Source organism: Kitasatospora sp. NPDC059160, assembly GCF_042755465.1.
Lineage (GTDB): Bacteria > Actinomycetota > Actinomycetes > Streptomycetales > Streptomycetaceae > Kitasatospora.
The window spans coordinates 1-19616 of the sequence record NZ_JBHZCN010000064.1; the positions used below are offsets into that span (position 1 = coordinate 1).

General features: G+C 74.5%; 19 protein-coding genes. 8 read left to right on the forward strand and 11 right to left on the reverse strand.

Annotation, left to right across the window (positions count from 1 at the left end; all coding sequences use genetic code 11):
• Positions 1–54 precede the first annotated feature (54 nt).
• Entirely contained in the window at positions 55–393 is a 339-nt protein-coding gene (locus tag ACFXOZ_RS25610) for a hypothetical protein (RefSeq protein WP_380592855.1), read from the reverse strand.
• 423 nt (positions 394–816) lie between these two features.
• Between ACFXOZ_RS25610 and ACFXOZ_RS25615 the strand changes: the two genes are divergently transcribed.
• Together ACFXOZ_RS25615 and ACFXOZ_RS25620 are read left to right on the forward strand one after the other, a co-directional pair.
• Positions 817–1719 carry a hypothetical protein gene (locus tag ACFXOZ_RS25615; RefSeq protein WP_380592857.1) on the forward strand — a complete coding sequence of 301 codons (903 nt, stop codon included), beginning with the start codon at positions 817–819 and terminating at the stop codon, positions 1717–1719.
• Between the two features lie 205 nt (positions 1720–1924).
• The gene (locus ACFXOZ_RS25620; protein WP_380527284.1) at positions 1925–2131 is read left to right on the forward strand and encodes a hypothetical protein; all 207 of its coding nucleotides are present in this window, start codon (positions 1925–1927) and stop codon (positions 2129–2131) included.
• A gap of 36 nt (positions 2132–2167) precedes the next feature.
• Here ACFXOZ_RS25620 and lanL read toward each other — a convergent pair whose 3' ends face one another.
• The 3 genes from lanL to ACFXOZ_RS25635 all read right to left on the reverse strand — a co-directional run bounded on the left by lanL (position 2168) and on the right by ACFXOZ_RS25635 (position 5681).
• Positions 2168–4687: a class IV lanthionine synthetase LanL gene (lanL, locus tag ACFXOZ_RS25625; RefSeq protein WP_380592859.1), complete on the reverse strand. Its 2520-nt coding sequence runs from the start codon at positions 4685–4687 to the stop codon at positions 2168–2170.
• 2 nt (positions 4688–4689) lie between these two features.
• Positions 4690–4857 carry an SflA family class IV lanthipeptide gene (locus ACFXOZ_RS25630; RefSeq protein ID WP_380397793.1) on the reverse strand — a complete coding sequence of 56 codons (168 nt, stop codon included), beginning with the start codon at positions 4855–4857 and terminating at the stop codon, positions 4690–4692.
• A 188-nt stretch (positions 4858–5045) separates the two neighbouring features.
• Complete coding sequence (locus tag ACFXOZ_RS25635; protein WP_380592861.1) at positions 5046–5681, reverse strand: NAD(P)-dependent oxidoreductase; 636 nt, start codon at positions 5679–5681, stop codon at positions 5046–5048.
• Between the two features lie 92 nt (positions 5682–5773).
• Between ACFXOZ_RS25635 and ACFXOZ_RS25640 the strand changes: the two genes are divergently transcribed.
• Both ACFXOZ_RS25640 and ACFXOZ_RS25645 read left to right on the forward strand, forming a co-directional pair.
• Positions 5774–6430, forward strand: a complete 657-nt coding sequence (locus tag ACFXOZ_RS25640; RefSeq protein ID WP_380592863.1) for a TetR/AcrR family transcriptional regulator — start codon at positions 5774–5776, stop codon at positions 6428–6430.
• Between the two features lie 115 nt (positions 6431–6545).
• Complete coding sequence (locus ACFXOZ_RS25645; RefSeq protein ID WP_380592865.1) at positions 6546–7013, forward strand: hypothetical protein; 468 nt, start codon at positions 6546–6548, stop codon at positions 7011–7013.
• 114 nt (positions 7014–7127) lie between these two features.
• On the opposite strand, the gene ACFXOZ_RS25650 is transcribed toward ACFXOZ_RS25645, so the two are convergent.
• Entirely contained in the window at positions 7128–8252 is a 1125-nt protein-coding gene (locus tag ACFXOZ_RS25650; RefSeq protein ID WP_380592867.1) for an FAD-dependent oxidoreductase, read from the reverse strand.
• A gap of 95 nt (positions 8253–8347) precedes the next feature.
• On the opposite strand from ACFXOZ_RS25650, the gene ACFXOZ_RS25655 reads away from it, so the two are divergent.
• Together ACFXOZ_RS25655 and ACFXOZ_RS25660 are read left to right on the forward strand one after the other, a co-directional pair.
• The gene (locus ACFXOZ_RS25655) at positions 8348–9073 is read left to right on the forward strand and encodes a TetR/AcrR family transcriptional regulator (RefSeq protein WP_380527273.1); all 726 of its coding nucleotides are present in this window, start codon (positions 8348–8350) and stop codon (positions 9071–9073) included.
• An 81-nt stretch (positions 9074–9154) separates the two neighbouring features.
• Positions 9155–10441, forward strand: a complete 1287-nt coding sequence (locus tag ACFXOZ_RS25660) for an MFS transporter (protein WP_380592869.1) — start codon at positions 9155–9157, stop codon at positions 10439–10441.
• Positions 10442–10483: 42 nt separating this feature from the next.
• Here ACFXOZ_RS25660 and ACFXOZ_RS25665 read toward each other — a convergent pair whose 3' ends face one another.
• Both ACFXOZ_RS25665 and ACFXOZ_RS25670 read right to left on the reverse strand, forming a co-directional pair.
• Positions 10484–10849 (reverse strand): VOC family protein, encoded by a 366-nt coding sequence (locus ACFXOZ_RS25665; RefSeq protein WP_380527268.1) that lies wholly within the window; start codon positions 10847–10849, stop codon positions 10484–10486.
• Positions 10850–10967: 118 nt separating this feature from the next.
• On the reverse strand, positions 10968–11459 hold the full coding sequence (locus ACFXOZ_RS25670) for an Lrp/AsnC family transcriptional regulator (RefSeq protein ID WP_380527266.1): 492 nt from the start codon (positions 11457–11459) through the stop codon (positions 10968–10970).
• A 184-nt stretch (positions 11460–11643) separates the two neighbouring features.
• Here ACFXOZ_RS25670 and ACFXOZ_RS25675 point away from each other — a divergent pair, with 184 nt between their 5' ends.
• Positions 11644–13299 carry a histidine decarboxylase gene (locus ACFXOZ_RS25675; protein WP_380527265.1) on the forward strand — a complete coding sequence of 552 codons (1656 nt, stop codon included), beginning with the start codon at positions 11644–11646 and terminating at the stop codon, positions 13297–13299.
• A 31-nt stretch (positions 13300–13330) separates the two neighbouring features.
• Here ACFXOZ_RS25675 and ACFXOZ_RS25680 read toward each other — a convergent pair whose 3' ends face one another.
• The 3 genes from ACFXOZ_RS25680 to ACFXOZ_RS25690 all read right to left on the reverse strand — a co-directional run bounded on the left by ACFXOZ_RS25680 (position 13331) and on the right by ACFXOZ_RS25690 (position 15066).
• Complete coding sequence (locus ACFXOZ_RS25680) at positions 13331–13834, reverse strand: LURP-one-related/scramblase family protein (protein WP_380397811.1); 504 nt, start codon at positions 13832–13834, stop codon at positions 13331–13333.
• A gap of 245 nt (positions 13835–14079) precedes the next feature.
• Positions 14080–14313, reverse strand: a complete 234-nt coding sequence (locus ACFXOZ_RS25685) for a hypothetical protein (protein WP_380527263.1) — start codon at positions 14311–14313, stop codon at positions 14080–14082.
• 69 nt (positions 14314–14382) lie between these two features.
• Positions 14383–15066: a LuxR C-terminal-related transcriptional regulator gene (locus ACFXOZ_RS25690; RefSeq protein ID WP_380527261.1), complete on the reverse strand. Its 684-nt coding sequence runs from the start codon at positions 15064–15066 to the stop codon at positions 14383–14385.
• Positions 15067–15285: 219 nt separating this feature from the next.
• On the opposite strand from ACFXOZ_RS25690, the gene ACFXOZ_RS25695 reads away from it, so the two are divergent.
• Complete coding sequence (locus tag ACFXOZ_RS25695; protein ID WP_380592920.1) at positions 15286–18477, forward strand: bifunctional cytochrome P450/NADPH--P450 reductase; 3192 nt, start codon at positions 15286–15288, stop codon at positions 18475–18477.
• A 77-nt stretch (positions 18478–18554) separates the two neighbouring features.
• On the opposite strand, the gene ACFXOZ_RS25700 is transcribed toward ACFXOZ_RS25695, so the two are convergent.
• Complete coding sequence (locus tag ACFXOZ_RS25700) at positions 18555–19442, reverse strand: S1 family peptidase (protein ID WP_380592871.1); 888 nt, start codon at positions 19440–19442, stop codon at positions 18555–18557.
• Between the last annotated feature and the right edge of the window lie 174 nt (positions 19443–19616).

The window sequence follows — 19616 nt, forward strand, 5'->3', positions numbered from 1 at the left end:
GTGTGGGGGGCCGGGCGGCCGGTGCTGGCGGGCCCACGGTCGTCCGGTTCGCGCTCAGCGGGCGAGCAGCTCCGGCGCGCGGTGGGCCACCGTGCGCTCCGCCTCGCGCCGGCCGCGCGGGCCCAGCCGGGCGAGCAGGTGGTGGTCGACGGCGCCGCGGTGGATCCAGATCCCGGCGAGCGACTCGGCGCACAGGTCCACCAGGGTCTCGTCCGGCTGGGCCGGATCACCGGCGACCCCGGCTAGCGCCGCGACCACCTGGTCGGACGGGAAGTCCTCCAACTGCGAGGCCGCGTCGTACCGTTCGTCCGTCCTGACACCGGCCGCCGTGCCGAGCAGGATGCCGATGAGCAGGGCCTCCTGCTCGCCGGGCAGGTAGTCGCGCCGGGCCACCGGTCGCTCCGCGGGCTCCTGGCGGGGTCTCCGCCGGCCCCACGAAAAGGTCTTCAACGGACTTCTCCCCCGGTGCGTCCCGCCGCGCTTCTCGGCACCGACCCTACCGCCGTCACGATCACCGGCGAGCTCGCCCCCGGCGCGCGCTGCCGTCCCGGGCGGGGCGCTCAGCCGCGGCCGGGTCCCGCCGTGCGGGCGAGGCGGGCCGGAGCGCCGCCTGGGGCCGCGGCGAACTGCGCGCCCGGTCCGCCGGGGACGCCGGCCGGTCCGGTCGGAGAGCCACCCGGAGGCGAGGTGGCCGAGGAACGACGCGGCGATGAACACCGCCAGGTGCCCGCTGCTCTTCGTCACCGAGAGGTGCCGGGTGGTGTGGAGATGGGTGAGCAGGGCGTGTCGGGCGGGCGGACGGGGTACCGGAAGTGCATGGCAGTCTTCCGAAAGCCGGGGCGCTTCAAGCGGCCGGACCGTTCCGGTCCGGTGCGTCCCGGGCCCGTTCCCCGGGGGGAGTCCGGTCCGGAGGGGGGTCTGGCCGAGGGCCTCGCCGAGCTGGTGGAGGGGGCCGAGCAGCCCACCGGGGCCTGGCAGGTCGCCGAGTACCACGCGGAGCGCGGGCGGGGGCGGGCGCTGGTGGCGGGCGTGGCCGGGCGGCTGGGCAGCGGGGGGCGGGCAGCGGCCCGGGGCGCGGCGCTCGGCGGCAAGGCGCTGACCGAGCAGCTGGTGCGTACGGCGCCGCGGATCCCGGTCCGCGACCTCGCGACCCTGCGCTCCCAGCACCCGGACGCGGCCGACCCCGAGCGGCTGGCCGACCTTCTGGTGGCCGGTGCCACCCGGGCCTCCGCCGCCCTCGGCGCGGGCGTCGGGGCGGCGGCCATGCTGCCGGTGCCGCCCGCGATGCCGCTGGAGATCGCGGCCGAGACGCTGGCGGTCGCGGCCGTGGAGGTGAAGCTGATCGCCGAGCTGCACGAGGTCTACGGCGTCCCGGCGCAGGGCAGTGCCACCCAGCGGGCCGGGGCCTACCTGGGGGCCTGGGCGAACCGCCGGGGGATCGACGCCATGCTGCTGACCCGCCCGGCGGGCTTCGCGGCGCTGGCCCTGGGGGCGGAGGTGCGCCAGCAGGTGCGGCGCCGGCTCACCCGCAGCTGGATGCGCCGGCTGCCGTCCGTGACCCCGCTGCTGCTGGGCGCGGGCATCGGCGCGACGGTCAACCGGCGGGACACCCGACGGCTGGCCGGGCAGGTCCGCGACGACCTGCGGTCGCGTCCGCCGACGGACCGCGGGTACTGGGCGGCGGCCGGGCCGGCGGTCGAGGGCGAGATCGTGCCCTGACCCCCTGGACCCCTGACCCTCTGGACCCCATGACCGCTCGGACCCGGTGCGACGGGGTGGCGGGGGCTGTGCTGGGATGGGGTCCTGACCAGCTGAGGAGGGTGTTGTGACCGCGGAGTCGCATGCGGACTGCGGTCCGGTGCATCCCCTTGACCCGGACGCGCCGGTGTTCGTGTCGAAGCGCGTGCACCGCGGGGAGCCCGTGGTGAGCGTGTTCCTCGACCGGGACGGGGACTGGCAGGCGTTCTCGGCCACCGAGCCGCGGTGGTGGAAGGGCGGCCCGAAGCTGGTCCATGCCGCGCACCTGCTGGACGGTGATGCGTCCCTGGCCGAGCTGCCGGCCCTGCCGCTCGGCCACTGGGCGACCCGTACGGACGCCTCGTCGACGCAGTGGCAGGTCTTCCGGGGCTGACCGGGCCCCGATACAGGCCCGAGGCGAAGTGTGGCGTCAGTCGAGGAGGCCGAGGCGCGGCCCGCCCCGCGCGTGCAGCCGGCGGAGGAAGCCGAGCACCCCGGCGGAGCCGCCGGCCCAGGTGGCGCTCGGCCGGGCGAGGCCGGTGTCCGGGAACACCGGACGGGACGGCGGGCCGCCGCTGCGGCTCAGGAGGATCGCCGCGACGGTGTCGGCGGCGTCCCAGAACTCCTCGGCTCCGGTACCGCCACCCGGGCCGGTGCCCGGGCCGGACGCGACGGCGACGTCCACCAGCAGCTCACCGACCCCGGCCAGCCCGCAGCACTGGGTGACCAGCGGCATCCGGGGCGCGAGCGCGGCGCAGGTGCGGGCGGTCTTCCGCGCGAGGTCCAGGTACCCGGGTTCGGCCAGCCGGTCGGCGGCCCGGACCAGCACCGATCCGACCCCGGCCAGGCCCCGGCACCAGGAGCCGTAGCGGCGGGTCGCCCCCGGCGCGGTGGCCCGGGCGATCAGCGCCGGGATGTCGGCGGCGAGTCGGGCGCAGGCCTGCTCGGCCCGGTGCCGGTCGGCCCGGTCGCCGCCGGTGCTCCCGTACTCCAGCAGGAAGTAGGCGACGCCCGCGGTGCCGTGTGCCAGGCCCTCGCGCAGTGCGGCACTGCCCGGCGTGTCCGCCCCGGCGGGTGACAGACGGGCCCGGCCGGTGGCCAGCAGCCGGGCGCACTCGGCGGCGACGGCGAGGTGCCGGTCCCGCCCGGCGGGATGGGCCCGGGCGAGCAGCAGCCGGCCGATGCCGATTCCGGCGACGCCCTCGATCAGGTCGGCCTCGGGCGGTCCGCCGTCCGGGCCGTGGGCGGGCAGGTCCTCGCCTCCGCCGATGGGCGACCCGGCCCGGGCGAGGAACAGGTCGACCCCGGTGCGGCCCGAGTAGAACCCCGGGGACAGCCGCCGGGACTGCCCCGCCGTCCACTCGGCCAGCGCCGCCACGGCCTCCGGCACGCCGGGCCGGTGGAGGTGGTGGAGGAGTTCCAGGCCGAGTCCCGCGCTGCCGCCGTAGACGTCGATCGGCGTCGGGACGGCCGCTCGGGCGGCGAGCACCGGGTCGGCGATCCGGTGCGCCTCGGCGACGCAGTACGCGGTGGTGTGTTCGACGACCTCGCGGAGCCGGTCGGGGTCGAGCCGGTAGCGGCGCGGCAGCGGCGGGGGTGGTGTCCGGACAGCCGTACCACTGCGGAGCCGGTCCGCGCCGGTGGTGCGGACAGCCGGGTCGGGGCTGGTCAACTCGGCGATCAGTGAGCGGAGTTGACGGTGCTCCTCGCCGGGCAGGGCCCAGGCCAGCCCGGCCAGGGTGCGCTCCCGGTTGACGGCGGCGTCGCCGTCGACGATCACCGGATCCAGCCCGGTGGCGGCGAAGCCGAGGGTCGCGCCCAGGGCGTGGAAGTCGTCGGCGGGCCGCGCGGGTTGCCCGGGCGGGCGGCGTACCGGGTCGCTGTAGCCGGGGGTCGAGCCGTCCGGGCCGGTGCCGTCCAGCGCGCTGATGCCGAAGTCGACCAGGTGGCAGCGGCCTTCGGCGTCCAGTGCGACGTTGTCGGGTTTGAGGTCGCGGACGACCACGCCCCGGCGGTGGATGCCGTCCAGCAGGCGCAGCAGTCGGCGGGCCAGGTCGGCGAGCCGGGCGGCCCCGTACGGTCCGTGCTCCTGGACGTCCCGGCGCAGGTCCCGGTCGCCGCAGCTGGTCATCACCAGGTACTCGTCCGAGCGGTGCCGGAACGCGTCGAGGGCCCGGGGCACGCCGGGGAGGCCGTCGAGGGCGGTGAGCACCGCCCGTTCGTTGCGCAGCCGGTCGCGGGCGTCGGCGCCGGACTCGTCCTCGGCGACGAAGGCCCGGGCCTGCTTGACGACCACGGGCCGTCCGGTGGTCAGGTCCACCGCCCGGTAGACGTTGCCCTGGGGTTTGCGGGCGATGCCGCCGGTGATCCGGTAGCGGCCGCCGCCGAGTCCGCGGGAGTCCTGGGTGGGCACCGCCTTGTGCGGGAACGGGTCCTCGGCCCAGGGCGGGCACCGGTAGGAGCCGGCCGCCAGCCCGTCGAAGGCCCGGCCGTCGGGGCCGACCATGACGGACTCCAGGCGGCCGCCGGGCCCGGTGCGGTAGTCGCCGGTGAAGGGCCCGTACCGGTAGTAGACGGGGGCGTCGGGGTCGACCCGCCGGTCGCTCACGACCTGCGGTCCCTGCTGCCCGCGCAGCGCCGCGACCAGTTCCGCGGCCAGTGCGACGGCGGTGCCCGGCGCCGGGTAGACGGTGAGCGCCTTGCCGACCGAAGCGGCGCTCCGCGCACCGGAGTTGAGCTCCCGCAGCACCTCGGGGCCGCGCGCCCACTTGGCGTGGCAGACGTGCCGGGCGCGCACGGGCAGGGCGAGGGCGAGCAGGGTGTCGAGCCCGCCGGGGCGGGCCGAGACGTGCAGCTTCCAACCGTGCTCCACCGCCGGCATCCGCGGGTCGTTCAGGTACGACCAGGTCTCGTCGGACCGGTCGCCGCGTCCGGCGGTGGAACCGGTCACCGTCAGGAGTTGAAGTCGCAGGCGAAGCGGGTGGTGGCGGTCACCCACGGGTCGGCGAGACATGCTGTGGCCTCGCGGTCGCCGCGGTCGTCGTCCTCGAACGCGATGGTCTCGTCATCGACCAGCAGCGGGCCCGCGTCGCGGATCTCCTCGATCATGGTTCCGGGCATGGGAAACCTCCAGATCTTGTCGTGCCTCCGATGATGGTGCGGGCCGCGGCCCCTGCGGCTGACCGAGCGGGCCGGGATCCCGAAGCACGAAGGTAGGGAGGAACGTTCCGCCTGACAAGGGGTCAGGACGCACCAACTCCACTTCCCGGACACATCCGTGGAGGAACGGTAAACACCGCTCGCGATGCTCAGGAGCTGACGCCGACCGCGTGCCGGAAGCTCGTCGGGTCGGTGACCAGGTCCAGCATGGCCCGGGCGACGTCGGCGCGCGGCACGGTGGACCCGGCGGGCCCGGACTCGACGGCGTGCCGGTAGCGGCCCCGGCCCGGCCGGTCGGTCAGTCGCGGCGGCCGGACGGCCGTCCAGTCCAGGTCGCTCGCGCGCAGCATGCCTTCCATCGCCTCCAGGTCGGTGTACACGTCCCGGAGCACCGCCCAGAGCAGCGGGCCGAAGGCCTTCGCGGCGAGCAGCGGCTGCCCGGCCCCGGAGCGGTTGAGCGGGGCGGCGCTGACCACCAGGAGGCGGCGCACCCCGGTGGCCGTCATGGCGGCGGCCGCCGCGCGGGCGGAGTTGGAGGCGGGTTTGAGTGGATCGCGCCGGCCGGCCTGGCCGATGGCCGAGAGGACGGCGTCGGCGCCCGCGACCACCGGCTCCAGCGAGGCGGCGTCGAGGGCGTCGGCCTTGACCACGGTCAGCCGGTCGTGCCGGAGGGGGAGTCGGGCCGGGTCGCGGACGGCGGCCGTGACCAGGTGTCCGTCGGCGAGGGCGAGGGTGACCAGCTGGCGGCCGATGCCGCCGGTGGCGCCCAGGACGGTGAGTTTCATGGCCCCTCCCGTGGGGTGGGTGAGTGCTCACTTCTGCTGTCCTCCTCATGGTGGGTGAGTGCTCACCCACCTGTCAAGGTAGGCTGGTGCCCATGACGAACGAGGGGAACCGCGAGGACGGCCGGCCGCTCACCGGCGGGGCGCTGACCAGGGCCCGGGTGCTGGATGCCGCCGCCCGGCTGATCGGCACGGTCGGACTGGTCCGCGCCACCACGAAGCAGATCGCGCGGGAGGCCGGCTGCTCGGAGGCGGCGCTGTACAAGCACTTCCGGGACAAGGAGGACATCTTCGTCCGCGTCCTGCGCGAACGCGCCCCGCGCCTGGCCGCGGCCGTCGCCGAACTCCCCGACCGGGCCGGGCGGGGCTCGGTGCGCGAGCACCTGGAGGCGGTCGTGCTGATCGCCGTGCCGTTCTACCGGCAGTCCTTCCCGATGGCCGGCGGCCTGCTCGCCAGCCCCGAGCTGCTCGCCGCCCACCGCCGCAAGCTCGACGACGCCGGTCCGCACCACGTCAGCTCCCACCTGGCCGAGTACCTGCGCGCCGAACAGCGGCTCGGCCGGATCGCCGCCGACGTCGACCCGCACGCCGCCGCGATGCTGCTGATCGGCGCCTGCTTCCACCGGGCCTTCCTGGAGGTCTTCTACGCCGGGGAGGCCCCGACCGAGGCGCTGGTGCCCGCGGATCCGGAGGAATTCGCGGCGGCGACGGTCCGGGCCCTGGTCGGCGGGATCGAAGCCCCGGGGGCCTGAGGCATTCGGCCGAGGATGTCGCGCGGGGTGACCGGCCCGATGCCTAGCGTGACCTCCTGGCCGGGCCAACGTCCTGGTCGGCAACTTCAACAACGCGGCGAACCCGCCGACCGGCTTGCAGGGCACCGGCACCACACTGGTCCAGATCACCCCGGACGGCACCCCGGACGACCTTCGCCAGCGGGCGGACCCGGCGGCCCTGGTGGTCGGCCCGACCGGGGTCGGCCTCCACGACGGCACGCTCTACGTCGCCGACACGGTGCTCAGCCGGATCACCGCGATCCCGGACGCGTTCACCCGCAAGGACAGCGCCGGCACCGGCCGGGTCGTCACCTCGGGCGGCAACCTCAACGCCCCGCTGGGCATGGCGGTCACGCCCAGGGGCGACATCCTCACCGTCAACGGCGGGGACGGCAACATCGTCGAGACCGACCGGGCCGGGCGCCAGGTCGCGGTCAAGACGATCAACAGCGAGGGCAGCCCGCCCGGAGCGGGCGCGCTCTTCGGCCTCGCGCTGGACCTCGACCACGACGCGGTCTACTTCGTCAACGACGCGGACAACGTCCTCGACGTCCTGCACTGACGGCGGGCGCCCTCGGGCCGGAGTCCGTCCGGCCCGGGGCGGAGCCCGTCCGGCCCGGGGCGGAGCGGTCCGGGGCGGAGCGGTCCGGGGCGGAGCGGTCCGGTGGCTTCGGCCTCAGGAGAGCTTCGCTCCGGGGGCGAAGGCGGGCAGTTTCTGGAGACTGCTGCGCACGGCCTCGGCGCCGTACTCGAACATCTGCCGCTCGTAGGCGTCGACCGCGCCGAGCAGGTCACGGCGGCCTTCGTCGGCCTCGACCAGGCGGCGGCGCAGGAGGTCGGCGTCGCGCAGCGCGGTGTTCGCGCCGTTGCCGCCGGTCGGGGAGGTGGCGTGGATCGCGTCGCCGAGCAGCGTGACCGGGCCGCAGGCCCAGCGCTCGCCGGGCTCGACCACCCGGATGGAGAGCAGCGTGCTGTTGTCGGGGTCGGCCTGCTCGATCAGCGCGCGCAGCTGGGGGTGCCAGCCTGCCATCCTGGACAGCACGGCGTCCTGCGCGGTCAGGTCCTCCAGCGACCCGTTCGGCGGCAGGATCATGGCCCAGCGCACGTAGTCGCCGATGTCGGGCAGCGTGACCTCGGGGGCCAGTCGCTCGGCGGCCTGCCGCGGCGGGGTGCGGAAGCGCATCGCGCCGAGCAGCAGGCTGACGCCGTCGCCGGTGATCTTCGAGCCGTAGGCCTTGGACAGGTCGGCGAACTCGTCGGTCAGCGGGGTGCGGCCGATGACGAACCGGACGCCGGTGTCGGTCGGGGCGGTCCGCGGTGAGAGCACCCCGCGGACCGCGGAGGTGACGCCGTCCGCGCCGACGAGCAGGTCGGCGGTGGCCGGGTCGCGGCGGGCGAACCGGGCCCGGACCTGGCCGTCGGCCAGCACGTCGTAGCCGGTCAGGGCGGCATCGGTGTGCACGGTGAGGCCGGTCAGCAACAGCTGTCGCAGCACCTGCCGGTCGACCACGATGCCGGTCCGGCTCGCGCCGAGCCTGCCGATCTCGTTCAACTGCGGGTCCAGGAACAGCTGTTCGGCGGAGGCGTCCATGACGATCTCGTCCAGCAGCGGGTGCCAGCGCGTCGGCAGGCAGTCGCGCACCGCCTGGAATCCGACCGGGTCGAGCACGAGCCGGTAGCCCTGGAACCGGGCGGCGATCCCCGGATCGCGCTCGAACACCTCGGCCTCGATCCCGGCTCCGCGCAGACCCTGCGCGAGGGCCAGACCTCCGAGGCCGGCTCCGACGACGGAAACGCGCATCACACACCTCCAGGAGAGCGGGACGAACTTTGTTCGTCCTGACGATCTAAGTTCTACGCAACGAACATTGATCGTGTCAAGGTAGAGTGGTCGACATGCCCGCCGATCCCCGCCAGCGACGCGCGGCCCGCCACGCCCAACCCGCGGCGGAGGCCGCCGCACCGACGCCACGCAAGAAGCCGATCACCGTCGAACGGATCACCGACGCCGCCCTGGAGGTCGTCGCCGCTGAGGGGTACGACGCGCTGACCATCCGCCGGGTCGCCGCCGTGCTCGGCACCGGTCCGTCGTCGCTGTACGCGCACATCGTCAACAAGGACGACATCGACGACCTGCTGATCGGCCGGCTCTACGCCGAGGTCGTACTCCCGGAGCCGGATCCGGCCGCCTGGCGCGATCAACTGCTCGGGGTGTACACGCAGATCCGCGATCTGTACCTGGAGTACCCCGGAGTCTCGCGCGCCGCGCTGGCCACGGTGTCGACCAACCTGGAGACGCTGCGGGTCGGCGAAGGAATCCTGGCGATCCTGCTCGCGGGCGGCATCGAGCCGAGGGCGGCCGGCTGGGCCCGTGACGCGATGTCCCTCTACGTCAGCGCCTACGCGCTGGAGCAGTCGCTGGTCCGGCGACGGCGCGGGCACCCGGATCAGGAATGGGTGCTCAGCCGGGAGGAGTTGCTGGACCGCTTCACCGCACTGCCCGCCGAGCGGTTCCCGCAGACCCGACGCCATGCCGCGGAGCTGATCTCCGGCACCGGACCCGACCGCTTCGAGTTCGCCCTCGGCCAGCTCATGAACAACCTGCGGCCCGCGACCGGTTGACCTGCGGCGTGGGGGCACGCCGCCTTCACCCGCACACCCGTGATCCCGGCACGACACGATCGACAGACAACGGAGTACCGGGTGAGTCAAGCCCCCACCACGTCAACCGCCGGCGTTCCCGGGGGAGTCGGCGACGCACGCCCGTCCTGGCCGGTGCGGCGCGGGCTGCTGCCGGAGTCCGGTCCCCAGCGGAAGCTGGCCCTGGCCGGCTTCGTCAACCAGCTCGGCACCGCGGCCTTCCTGGCGACCGTGCCGCTGTACGCCCATCAGGTGATCCAGCTGTCCGTCGGGCAGGTCGGACTCGCTCTCGGCCTCGCGGGAGTGGTCGGTCTGGTCGCCGGGATCCCGGTGGGACAGCTGGCCGACCGCCGCGGCCCGCGGGACATCTTCGTGGTCACTCTGCTGATCCAGGCGCTGTCCATGCTGTCGCTGCTGTTCGCCCACTCGTTCCTGGCGTTCACGCTGGCCGTGGCCGTGACGGACCTCGCCGGCGCGTCCGGCGGTGCGGCCCGCGGCCCGTTGATCCGCCGCTTCGGCGGTGACGAGGTGCCGAGGTTCCGCTCCTACCTGCGCTCGGTGGCCATGCTCGCCGGGACCTTCGGCGCGATGGCGGCCGGAGCGGTGGTGCAGATCGACAGCGACCTCGCCTACCGCGTCCTCATCCTCGGCAACGCGCTGACGTTCATCGGCAGTGCCGCCGTCCTGGTCGGGCTGCCCAGGCTCGCCCCCTTGGCGCCCCCGCGCGAGGAGGGCCGGTGGATCGCGCTCAAGGACAAGCCGTACCTGGCGTTCGTCGTGCTCGACGGCATCCTGTGGATCCAGAGCGAGGTGCTGTCGTTCGCGCTGCCGCTGTGGGTGGTCCTGCACACCGACGCACCGCGGTGGTTCGTCGGTCCGGCGATCGCCGTCAACACCGTGATGGTGGTGTTGCTGCAGATCCGGACCGGTCGCGGGGTCAGGGGCGGCACGGTCGCCGGCCGGGCCGTCCGCCGCGCCGGGCTGGCGTTCATGGTCGGCATGGCGGTCATCGCGACGGCCTCCGGAGTACCCGGCTGGGCCGCCGTGGCCGTCATGACGGTGGGCGTCGCCGTTCACACGGTGGGCTCGCTGTGGCATGCGGCCGGGTCGCTGGAACTGCGGTTCCGGCTGGCTCCCGCACACGCCCAGGGCCAGTACTCCGGAGTGTTCGGCATGGGCATGGGCCTGTGCTACACCGTCGCACCGAGCCTGCTGGGCCTGCTCTGCGTGACCTGGGGGGCGCCCGGCTGGCTCATGATGGGCGGCGTGTTCGTCGCGGCCGGCCTCGCCATGCCCCACGTGGTCCGGTGGGCGGGCCGCAGCCGGGAGTTGGCGGACACCGCCGCCTGAGCCGCCCCCGGACCCGGCGCCCCCTCGCTCCGGAACGCACCACTAGGCAGGCGACATGACCTCGTACAGATTCCCGGCGTCATCGGTGAAGTACAGCCCGCGGGCGCACAGCGGGTGGTGGGTCCGCCCGTTGCCGGGCTCACGGGGGTCGTCGCCGTAGGGCACCCCGGCGGCCCGCAGCCGGTCGAGGATCCCGTCGAAGGTGTCCGGGTCCACGTCGAAGGCCAGGTGGTGGCCGGACGGGTCCGCCGTCGTCAGGAAGTCCAGCGTCAGCGAGTCGTTCACCCGCACCGGCGCGAAGTGCCGGTCGGGGCCGGGGTAGTCCAGGCCCATGACGGAGGCGAAGAAGCGCGCCGCCGCCTCGTTGTCGACGGCCGGGACGATGGTGTGGTTCAGCGAGATGGGCATGCTCCGCCTTCCTGGGTGACTGGTCATCGGGACGTCGGGTCGTACCACGCAGCGGGGGCGGGATCGGTTGCGGTCGACCGGACCTGACGGTTCGTCGGAGTGGCGGGCGGGCCGGCCGTCAGGGGCCGGGGGCGAGGTAGCGGCGGCCCGGTATCTGTTCGAAGATCAGGTTGGTGCGGGTCTGGGCCACCGCGGGGTGGGTGGTGAGGTGGTCGACGACGAAGTCGCGCAGCGACTCGGGGCCCGCGACGCCGACGTGCAGCAGGTAGTCGTCCGAGCCGGCCATGTGGAAGACGGCGAGGACGCCGGGCAGGTCGGGGGCGGTGCTGCGGAAGCTCTCGTTCTGCTCCCGGGTGTGGGCGCGCAGCCGCACCGAGATCATCGCCTGGAGCGGCAGGCCGATCGCGGCCGGGTCGAGTTCGGCGCGGAAGCCGCGGATGATGCCGCGGTCCCGGAGGGCGCGGACCCGGGCCAGGCAGGTGGAGGGGGCGATGCCGACGGCGGCCGCGAGGGCGTTGTTCGGGAGGCGGGCGTCGTCGGCCAGGGCGCGGACGATCGCCCGGTCGACGTCGTCGAGGGGTGAGCGCCTGACCTGCGGATTGTTCGGCATGCCTGCCAGGATCCCAGCCCGTTCCGCAGATTCGCAAACCTGATCGACCCGGAACCGAATGTTCTTCGGAAGGGCTTCCCCCGGGCGCCCGAAAGTTCCATCCTTACCGACGGTCCTCCCCGGCACCCAGGGTGACGGTGGCGACCTCCCGCCGTCGTCCCCGCACCTCCGGAGCGCCCCGCCCATGAGCCCGACCGCCTTCCCCTCCGCCGCGACCGCCGTCGACCCCGGTCCGGAGCTGGACGGCGGCGACTTCGCCCTCCCCGAGGGCGGTCTGGACGAGGCCGGGCGGCTGCGCGCGCTCGACGCGGTGGACGAGTACCTGACCCGCAAGCGCAAGCACCTGGTCGGCTACCAGGCCACCCAGGACATGCAGGGCACCGCGCTGGACCTCGCCCGGTTCCTGCCGAACAACATCAACAACCTCGGGGACCCGTTCCAGAGCGGCGGCTACAAGCCCAACACCAAGGTCGTCGAGCGGGCCGTGCTCGACTACTACGCCAAGCTCTGGCACGCCGAGCGCCCGCACGACCCGGCCGACCCGGAGTCCTACTGGGGCTACATGCTGTCCATGGGTTCCACCGAGGGCAACATGTACGCCCTGTGGAACGCCCGGGACTACCTGAGCGGCAAGGCGCTGATCCAGCCGCCGACCGAGCCCCTGGACGCGGTGCGCTACGTCAAGGCCGACCCCGACCGGCGGAACCCGAACGCCCACCACCCGGTGGCGTTCTACTCCGAGGACACCCACTACTCCTTCGCCAAGGCCGTCGCCGTGCTGGGCGTGGAGACCTTCCACGCCGTCGGCCTGGAGAAGTACCCGGACGAGTGCCCGCTGGTCGACCCGGTGACCGGCCGCCGCGACTGGCCCACCGAGGTGCCGTCCCGCCCGGGCCCGTCCGGCCTGTCCTGGGACGGCACCGGGGAGATAGACGTCGACGCGCTCGCCGTCCTGGTCGAGTTCTTCGCCGCCAAGGGCCACCCGGTCTTCGTCAACCTCAACCTCGGCAGCACCTTCAAGGGCGCCCACGACGACGTCCGCGCGGTCTGCGAGCGGCTGCTGCCGATCTTCGAGCGGCACGGGCTGGTGCGCCGCGAGGTCGTCTACGGCAGCTGCCCGCGGACCGGCCGTCCACTGGTCGACGTGCGCCGCGGCTTCTGGATCCACGTGGACGGCGCACTCGGCGCAGGCTACGCGCCGTTCCTGCGGCTGGCCGCCCAGGATCCGGAGGCGTACGGCTGGACGCCCGAGGCGGAGCTGCCCGAGTTCGACTTCGGGCTGCGGCTGCCCACCGCCGGGCACGGCGAGGTCGACATGGTCTCCTCGATCGCGATGAGCGGCCACAAGTGGGCCGGCGCGCCGTGGCCGTGCGGCATCTACATGACCAAGGTGAAGTACCAGATCTCGCCGCCGTCCCAGCCCGACTACATCGGCGCGCCGGACACCACCTTCGCCGGCTCCCGCAACGGGTTCTCCCCGCTGATCCTCTGGGACCACCTGTCCCGGTACTCCTACCGCGACCAGGTCGGCCGGATCCGCGAGGCCCAGGAGCTCGCCGCCTACCTGGAGCGGCGCCTGACCGCGATGGAGCGGGAGCTCGGCGTCGAGCTCTGGCCGGCCCGCACCCCGGGCGCGGTCACCGTGCGGTTCCGCAAGCCGAGCCCGGAGCTGGTGGCCAAGTGGTCGCTGTCCTCCCAGGACGTGGTGATGGTCCCGGGCGACGAGACCACCCGGCGCAGCTACGTGCACGTCTTCGTGATGCCCTCGGTGGACCGGGCCAAGCTGGACGCCCTGCTCGCCGAGCTCGCCGAGGACCCGGTGGTCCTGGGCGCCTCCTGACGACCGGCAGGCCGGGGCGGGCGGCCGGTCGTCAGAGGTTGGTCAGCCGGTCGCCCTTGGCGTCCTGGAGCACGTGGTCGACGCAGACCGCGAGGACGACCAGCAGCAGGGCGTCCTGCTGCTCCAGGACGTCGACGGCGTAGGCGTCGCGGATGGTGAACCAGCGCCGGGAGACGTGCGCCAGGGTGGTGCCCTCGTGCTGGATGTCGAACTCGCGGTCCCACAGGTTGCCGTTGATCCGCAGCCGGCGGCCGTCGCCGAGGCGGACCTTGAACCGGTCGCCGAAGAGCGTGAACATCTTCTTGCTGATCTTGGCGGTCAGCTCGCCGTTCTGCTTGATCAGCAGGGTGTGGTGGATGGTGAAGGCCTTGCGGACGATGCTCGCGACGTGCTCGCCGCGGGTGTCCTCCAGGGCGAAGGTGCGGCGCAGCCGGAAGAACTTCCGGTTCACCCGGTAGAGCTTCTCCCGGTGCTCGGTCTCTATCCAGGCCTCTTCGTGGAAGGCGAACATGCGGTCGCGGACCAGGTAGCGCACTGTGGGTCCCCCCGTGGTGGTGCCGCCGGCCCCCGTGGCGCGGCGCGGCCCAGAGCGTAGCGCCTGGTCAGCGCGGGGGAGGGGCGGGGGGTGGAGGCTTTACCGGTCCGCTACCGGGCTGCGACGATCCGCCGACACCGCGGTGACCCGGCGGTGACACCGGGCCGTGCGACGGGCGTCGGCGGATGGGGGCGGCGGGCGTGTGGCGGGCGTCGGCGCCGGGCGGCGGTGACGGGCGTTGGGGGTCAGGCGATGCCCTGCCCGTCGATGTCCGCCCCCCACTGGTCCTCGCCGACGGCGCCCACGCAGTAGCCCCCGCCCTGCACGGTGCCGCCGGCGTCCTGGCACTGCTCGGCGGTGACGTCGGCGGGGAGCACGGCGGCGGTGGCGGGCGCCGCGCCCGCGAGGGCGAGCACAGCGGCGAGGAGCGGGACGGCGAGGAGCGGGGCGGCCAGGCGGGCCGGGGATGAAGTGGACATGTGCCTCACGAGAGCACGCGCCGGGGGTGACGGCCAGTCAGGTACGCCCGTTCGCGGGCCCCGGCCCCGTCAGTGCGGCCGCGCCGGTTCCGGGGGCCAGGAGTCCGGGTCGAGGACGCCGAGGCCGTAGGCGCGGGCGACCAGGGCCGTGCGGTTGGGGAGCTGCCAGCGGCGGGCGAGGCGGGTGAGGTGGTAGTTGACGCCGTCCGCGGTGAGGCCGATCTCCTTGGCGATCCGGGCGGTGGTGGCGCCCCGGGCGGCGGCGGCCAGGATGCGGGCCTCGATCGGGCTGGCCTCCGGGTGCGGGGGCGGCGCCGGGAGCTCCGGGCGGGCGGCCGGTTCGGCCAGGGCGCGGAGCGAGAGCAGCATGTTCGGGGTCTGTTCCGGGGTGTCGCTGACCAGGTCGACCGTCATCTCGCCCTGCCGCTCGGTGCCGCCGGCGGGCGTCCAGGACACCCCGACGGAGTACTGCGAGCGGCGGTGCAGCCGGATCGCCTCGGCGAGGGTCTGCAGCGAGGTGTCGTCCCGCAGGGTGAAGTACTCCAGGATCCGGCGGTTGCGCAACTGCCCGGGCAGCCCGCCGAACTCGGCGGCCATCGCGCGGTTGACGATCATGATCCGGCCGCCCCACTCGCAGACCGCGATGGGCACCGGGTTGTGGTCCAGCAGACGCAGCGCCCGGTTGCGCCAGACCACTGCGGCGTCCAGGCGGGTGCCCGGCGCCGGACCGCAGCCGTCGGTCGGTCGGATCATCGTTTCTCCTCCCCGCGGCCGCCGCCCACGCCAGATCTGACAGGCCGTGGGCAAGTCTCGTGCAGCCGTCGGTACTACACAATCATGTAGTGATCGAGGTCCGGCGCTCCTGACGAGGGCGGAGAGTGGAGATACCGAGAACTTTCCTGCCGTGGGAGGGACCTACCGATGACCGACACCACGACCGAGGCCGTGCCGGCGACACCGACCGCCGAGGCCATGCCCGCCTTCCGGGCCGGCGCCGACGCCTACGGGCACACCGGCGCCGGCGCCGGCGCCCCGGGCGTCCCGTTGGTGGACATCTCCGACCTGCCGCCGGTCAGCGTCCCCGTGCTGCGCACCATGGAACTCGCCAGAACCCACGGTCCCGCGTTCTTCCAGCGCCTGCACGGCCGGGAGATCCTGGTCGTCAGCAGCCTGGAGCTGGTGGAGGAACTGGCCGACGAGGAGCGCTTCACCAAGGCCGTCGGCCCGGCGCTGGAGAACGTCCGGGAGTTCACCGGGGACGGCCTGTTCACCGCCTACAACGACGAGCCGAACTGGGCCAGGGCGCACGACATCCTGATGCCCGCCTTCGCCCTGGGCTCGATGCGCACCTACCACCCGGTGATGCTGGAGGTGGCCCGCCGGGTGATCGGGGCCTGGGACCGCCGCGCGGCCGCCGGGCTGACCGTGGACGTGCCCGGCGACATGACCCGGATGACCCTGGACACCATCGGACTGGCCGGGTTCGGCTTCGACTTCGGCTCCTTCGAGCGGGACGAGCCCCACCCGTTCGTGGAGGCGATGGTGCGCTGCCTGGAGTGGGCGATGACCAAGCTCACCCGGGACCCGGATCTCGACCACCGCGAGCGCGACGCCGCGTTCCGGCGGGACGCCGACTACCTGGCCGGCGTGGTGGACGAGGTGATCGCCGCCCGGGCCGGGAGCGGTGCCGAGGCCGGTCCGGCGCAGGACCTGCTCGGTCTGATGCTCGGGGCCGTCCACCCCGCCGACGGCACCAAGCTGGACATGGAGAACATCCGCAACCAGGTGATCACCTTCCTGATCGCCGGGCACGAGACCACCTCGGGAGCGCTCTCCTTCGCGCTGCACTACCTGGCCAAGCACCCGTCCGAACTCCGGCTGGTCCAGGAGGAGGTGGACGCGCTCTGGGGCGACCTGGCCGACCCGGAGCCCTCCTACGAGGACGTCGGCCGGCTGCGGTACACCCGGCAGGTGCTCAACGAGGCGCTCCGACTGTGGCCCACGGCGCCCCAGTTCAGCCGGGAGGCGCGCGCGGAGACCCGGCTCGGCGGGCGGATCCCGGTCCGCCCGGGGACGCCGATCTTCGTGCTGACCCCGATGCTGCACCGCGACCCGGCCTGGGGCGACAACCCGGAGCTGTTCGACCCCTCCCGCTTCGACCCCGAGCGCGAGGCGGCCCGCTCGCCGCACGCCTTCAAGCCCTTCGGCACCGGCGAACGCGCCTGCATCGGGCGGCAGTTCGCGCTGCACGAGGCGACCATGCTGCTGGGCATGCTGGTCCACCGCTACCGGCTGATCGACCACGCCGACTACCGGCTGACCCTCAAGCAGACGCTCACCATCAAGCCCGACGACTTCACCCTCGCCCTCGCCCCGCGCACCCCCGCGCCGCTCGCCGGTGCCGCCGCCACCGCGCAGGCGGCCAGGCCGGTCGGCGCCGCGCCCGCGGCGGAACGCGCCGCGCGGGTCCGCCAGGGCACCGGCCTGCTGTTCCTGCACGGCTCCAACTACGGTGCCAGTCGCGAGTTCAGCCGCCAACTCGCCGACACGGCGGCCGAACTCGGCTGCGACACCGTGGTCGCGCCGCTCGACGCCTACGCCGACGGGCTGCCCACCGACCGGCCGGTGGTGATCACCGCCGCCTCCTACAACGGCCAACCCACCGACGACGCCGCCGAGTTCGTCCGCCGACTGGGCGAGGCCCCGGACGGCGCGGCCGAGGGCGTCGAGTACGCGGTGCTCGGCATCGGCGACCGGACCTACGCCGCCACCTACCAGCGCGTCCCCACCCTGATCGACGAGCGCCTCGGCGCCCTCGGCGGCACCCGGCTGCTCGCCCGTGCCGAGGCCGACGCCTCCGGTGACCTGGCCGGGACGGTCGGGGAGTTCACCGAGGCACTCGTCGAGCTGCTGCTGGCCCGCCACGGCGACGCCGAGGCGGTGGCCCCGCCCCGGGAGGAGGCCGGGTTCACCGTGACCGAGCTGGTCGGTGGCCCGCTGCACGCGCTCGCCACCCGGCACGGCATGAGCGAGCTGACCGTCACCGCCGTCGACAGCCTGACCGACCCCGGCTACCACCGGGTCAAGCGACTGGTCCGGCTCGCCCTGCCGGACGGCACCGACTACCGGACCGCCGACCACCTGACCGTGCTCCCGGCCAACGACCCCGCCCTGGTCGAACGCGCCGCCGCGCTGTTCGGCGCCGAGCTCGACACCGTGCTCGGGATCGTCGCCCACCGGCGCACCGGCCCCGCCGTCGACCGCCCGCTGACCGTACGGGAACTGCTCACCCACCACGTCGAGCTCCAGGACCGCCCCACCGCCGAACAGCGCGCGGTGCTGGCCGGGCTCAACCCCTGCCCGCCCGAGCAGGCCGCGCTGCGGGCGCTGCCCGCGGACGACCCGCGCACGCTGCTCGACCTGGTCGAGGACCACCCGGCCCTGCGGGAGGCGCTGAGCTGGCCGGTGCTGCTGGACCTGCTGCCGGCGATCCGGCCGCGGCACTACTCGATCTCCTCCTCGCCGTCGGTCGACGGGGACGAGGTCGACCTGATGGTCTCGGTGCTCGACGCGCCCGCCCGCTCGGGCCGGGGCACCTTCCGGGGCACCGGCTCCGGCCACCTCGCCCGGCTGGCCGTCGGCGACACCGTGCTGGCCCGGGTCCGGCCCTGCCGGGAGGCGTTCCGGATCGGCCACCGCACCCCCGTGGTCATGATCGCGGCCGGCACCGGCCTGGCGCCCTTCCGCGGCGCCGTCGCCGACCGCCGCGCGCTGCTCGGGACGGGGGCCGAACTGGCCCCGGCGCTGCTGTACTTCGGCTGCGACGCCCCGGACGCGGACTACCTGCACCGGGCCGAGCTGGAGGAGGCCGAGCGGGCCGGCGCCGTCTCGATGCGGCCCGCGTTCAGCGAGCGGCCGCAGGACGGGCGGCGCTTCGTCCAGGACCGCATCGCGGCCGAGGCGTCGGAGGTCTGGGAGCTGCTCGCCGCCGGGGCCGAGGTGTACGTGTGCGGCGACGGCGCCCGGATGGCGCCCGGCGTGCGGGAGGCCTTCCGGGCGCTCTACCGGGAGCGCACGCCGGGGGCGGACGAGCGGCAGGCGCAGGACTGGCTGCAGGGCCTGGTCGAGGCAGGCCGCTTCGTCGAGGACGTGTACGCGGGCTGAGGGCCCGTTCGGCGCGGGACGGCCGTCCGGCCGGTGCGTCGGTGGAACGCGTCAGTGGGAGGCTCAGTGCACCGGCGTCAGTAGACGCTGACGTCGTACGCGGCGAGGGCCGCGTTCACCGGCTGGAAGAAGGTCGTCCCGCCGGTGGTGCAGTCCCCGCTGCCGCCGGAGGTCAGACCGAGCGCCTTGTCGCCCTCGTACAGCGGGCCGCCGGAGTCACCCGGCTCGGCGCAGACGTCGGTCTGGATCAGGCCGCGGACCGTCCCGCCGCCGGTGTAGCGGACGGTGGCGTCGAGGCCGGTGACCGTGCCGGTGTGGGTGCCGGAGGTCGACCCGGTGCGGGTGACCGCCTCGCCCACGTACGCGTCGGGGGCGGAGGTGAACCCGCCGGGGTGGTCGAGCGCTTCGTTGTCGTAGCGGACCAGCGCGTAGTCGTGGCCGGGGAAGGTGGAGGCGAGGGTCGGGCCGATCGCGGTGCGGTGGGCGCCGTCCGCGTACCAGGTGGCGGCGACGTTCCCGCAGTGCCCGGCGGTGAGGAAGTAGTGGGCGCCGCCGTCGGCCACGTTGAAGCCGAGCGAGCAGCGGTAGCGGCCGCCGTAGACGGCGTCGCCGGCGGCCAGCAGCGGGGTGAACCGTCCGGGGACGCGCTGGACGGTCAGGGCGGGCGCGTCGGGGCCGACGGCGCGCACGAGTTCGGTGAGCGCGGCCGGGGAGACGGTGCTGTCGGCGGTCACCACGACCCGGCCGCCGGCCCGGTCGACGTACCAGGCCGTCCCGTCCACCTCGGCGTTCAGGACGGCCTCGCTGACCGCGGCGAGCCGCTCGGCCCCGGCGGCGGTGCGAGTGAGCGCTGTCGCGGTCGCGGTCGCGGCGGCGGCGCCGGGGGAGGGGGCGGTGAGGGCGGTGGCGGTCAGCAGGGCGAGCAGTGCGGTGGTCCCGGGGATGCGGGCGGCGGTCCTGCGCATGGTCTTCCTCCTGGGGGCGGGCCCTGGGGGTGGCGCCTCCGGGAGCGGCACGGGACGAGCTGCTCCTGACGGGCGCTGACCGGAAGTATGCGGACCGCGGACGGTTCCGGTACAGACGTCCTGAGACGGCGTCGGAGGTACGGACCCGGCGTGCGAACCCCGCCGTGCGACGCG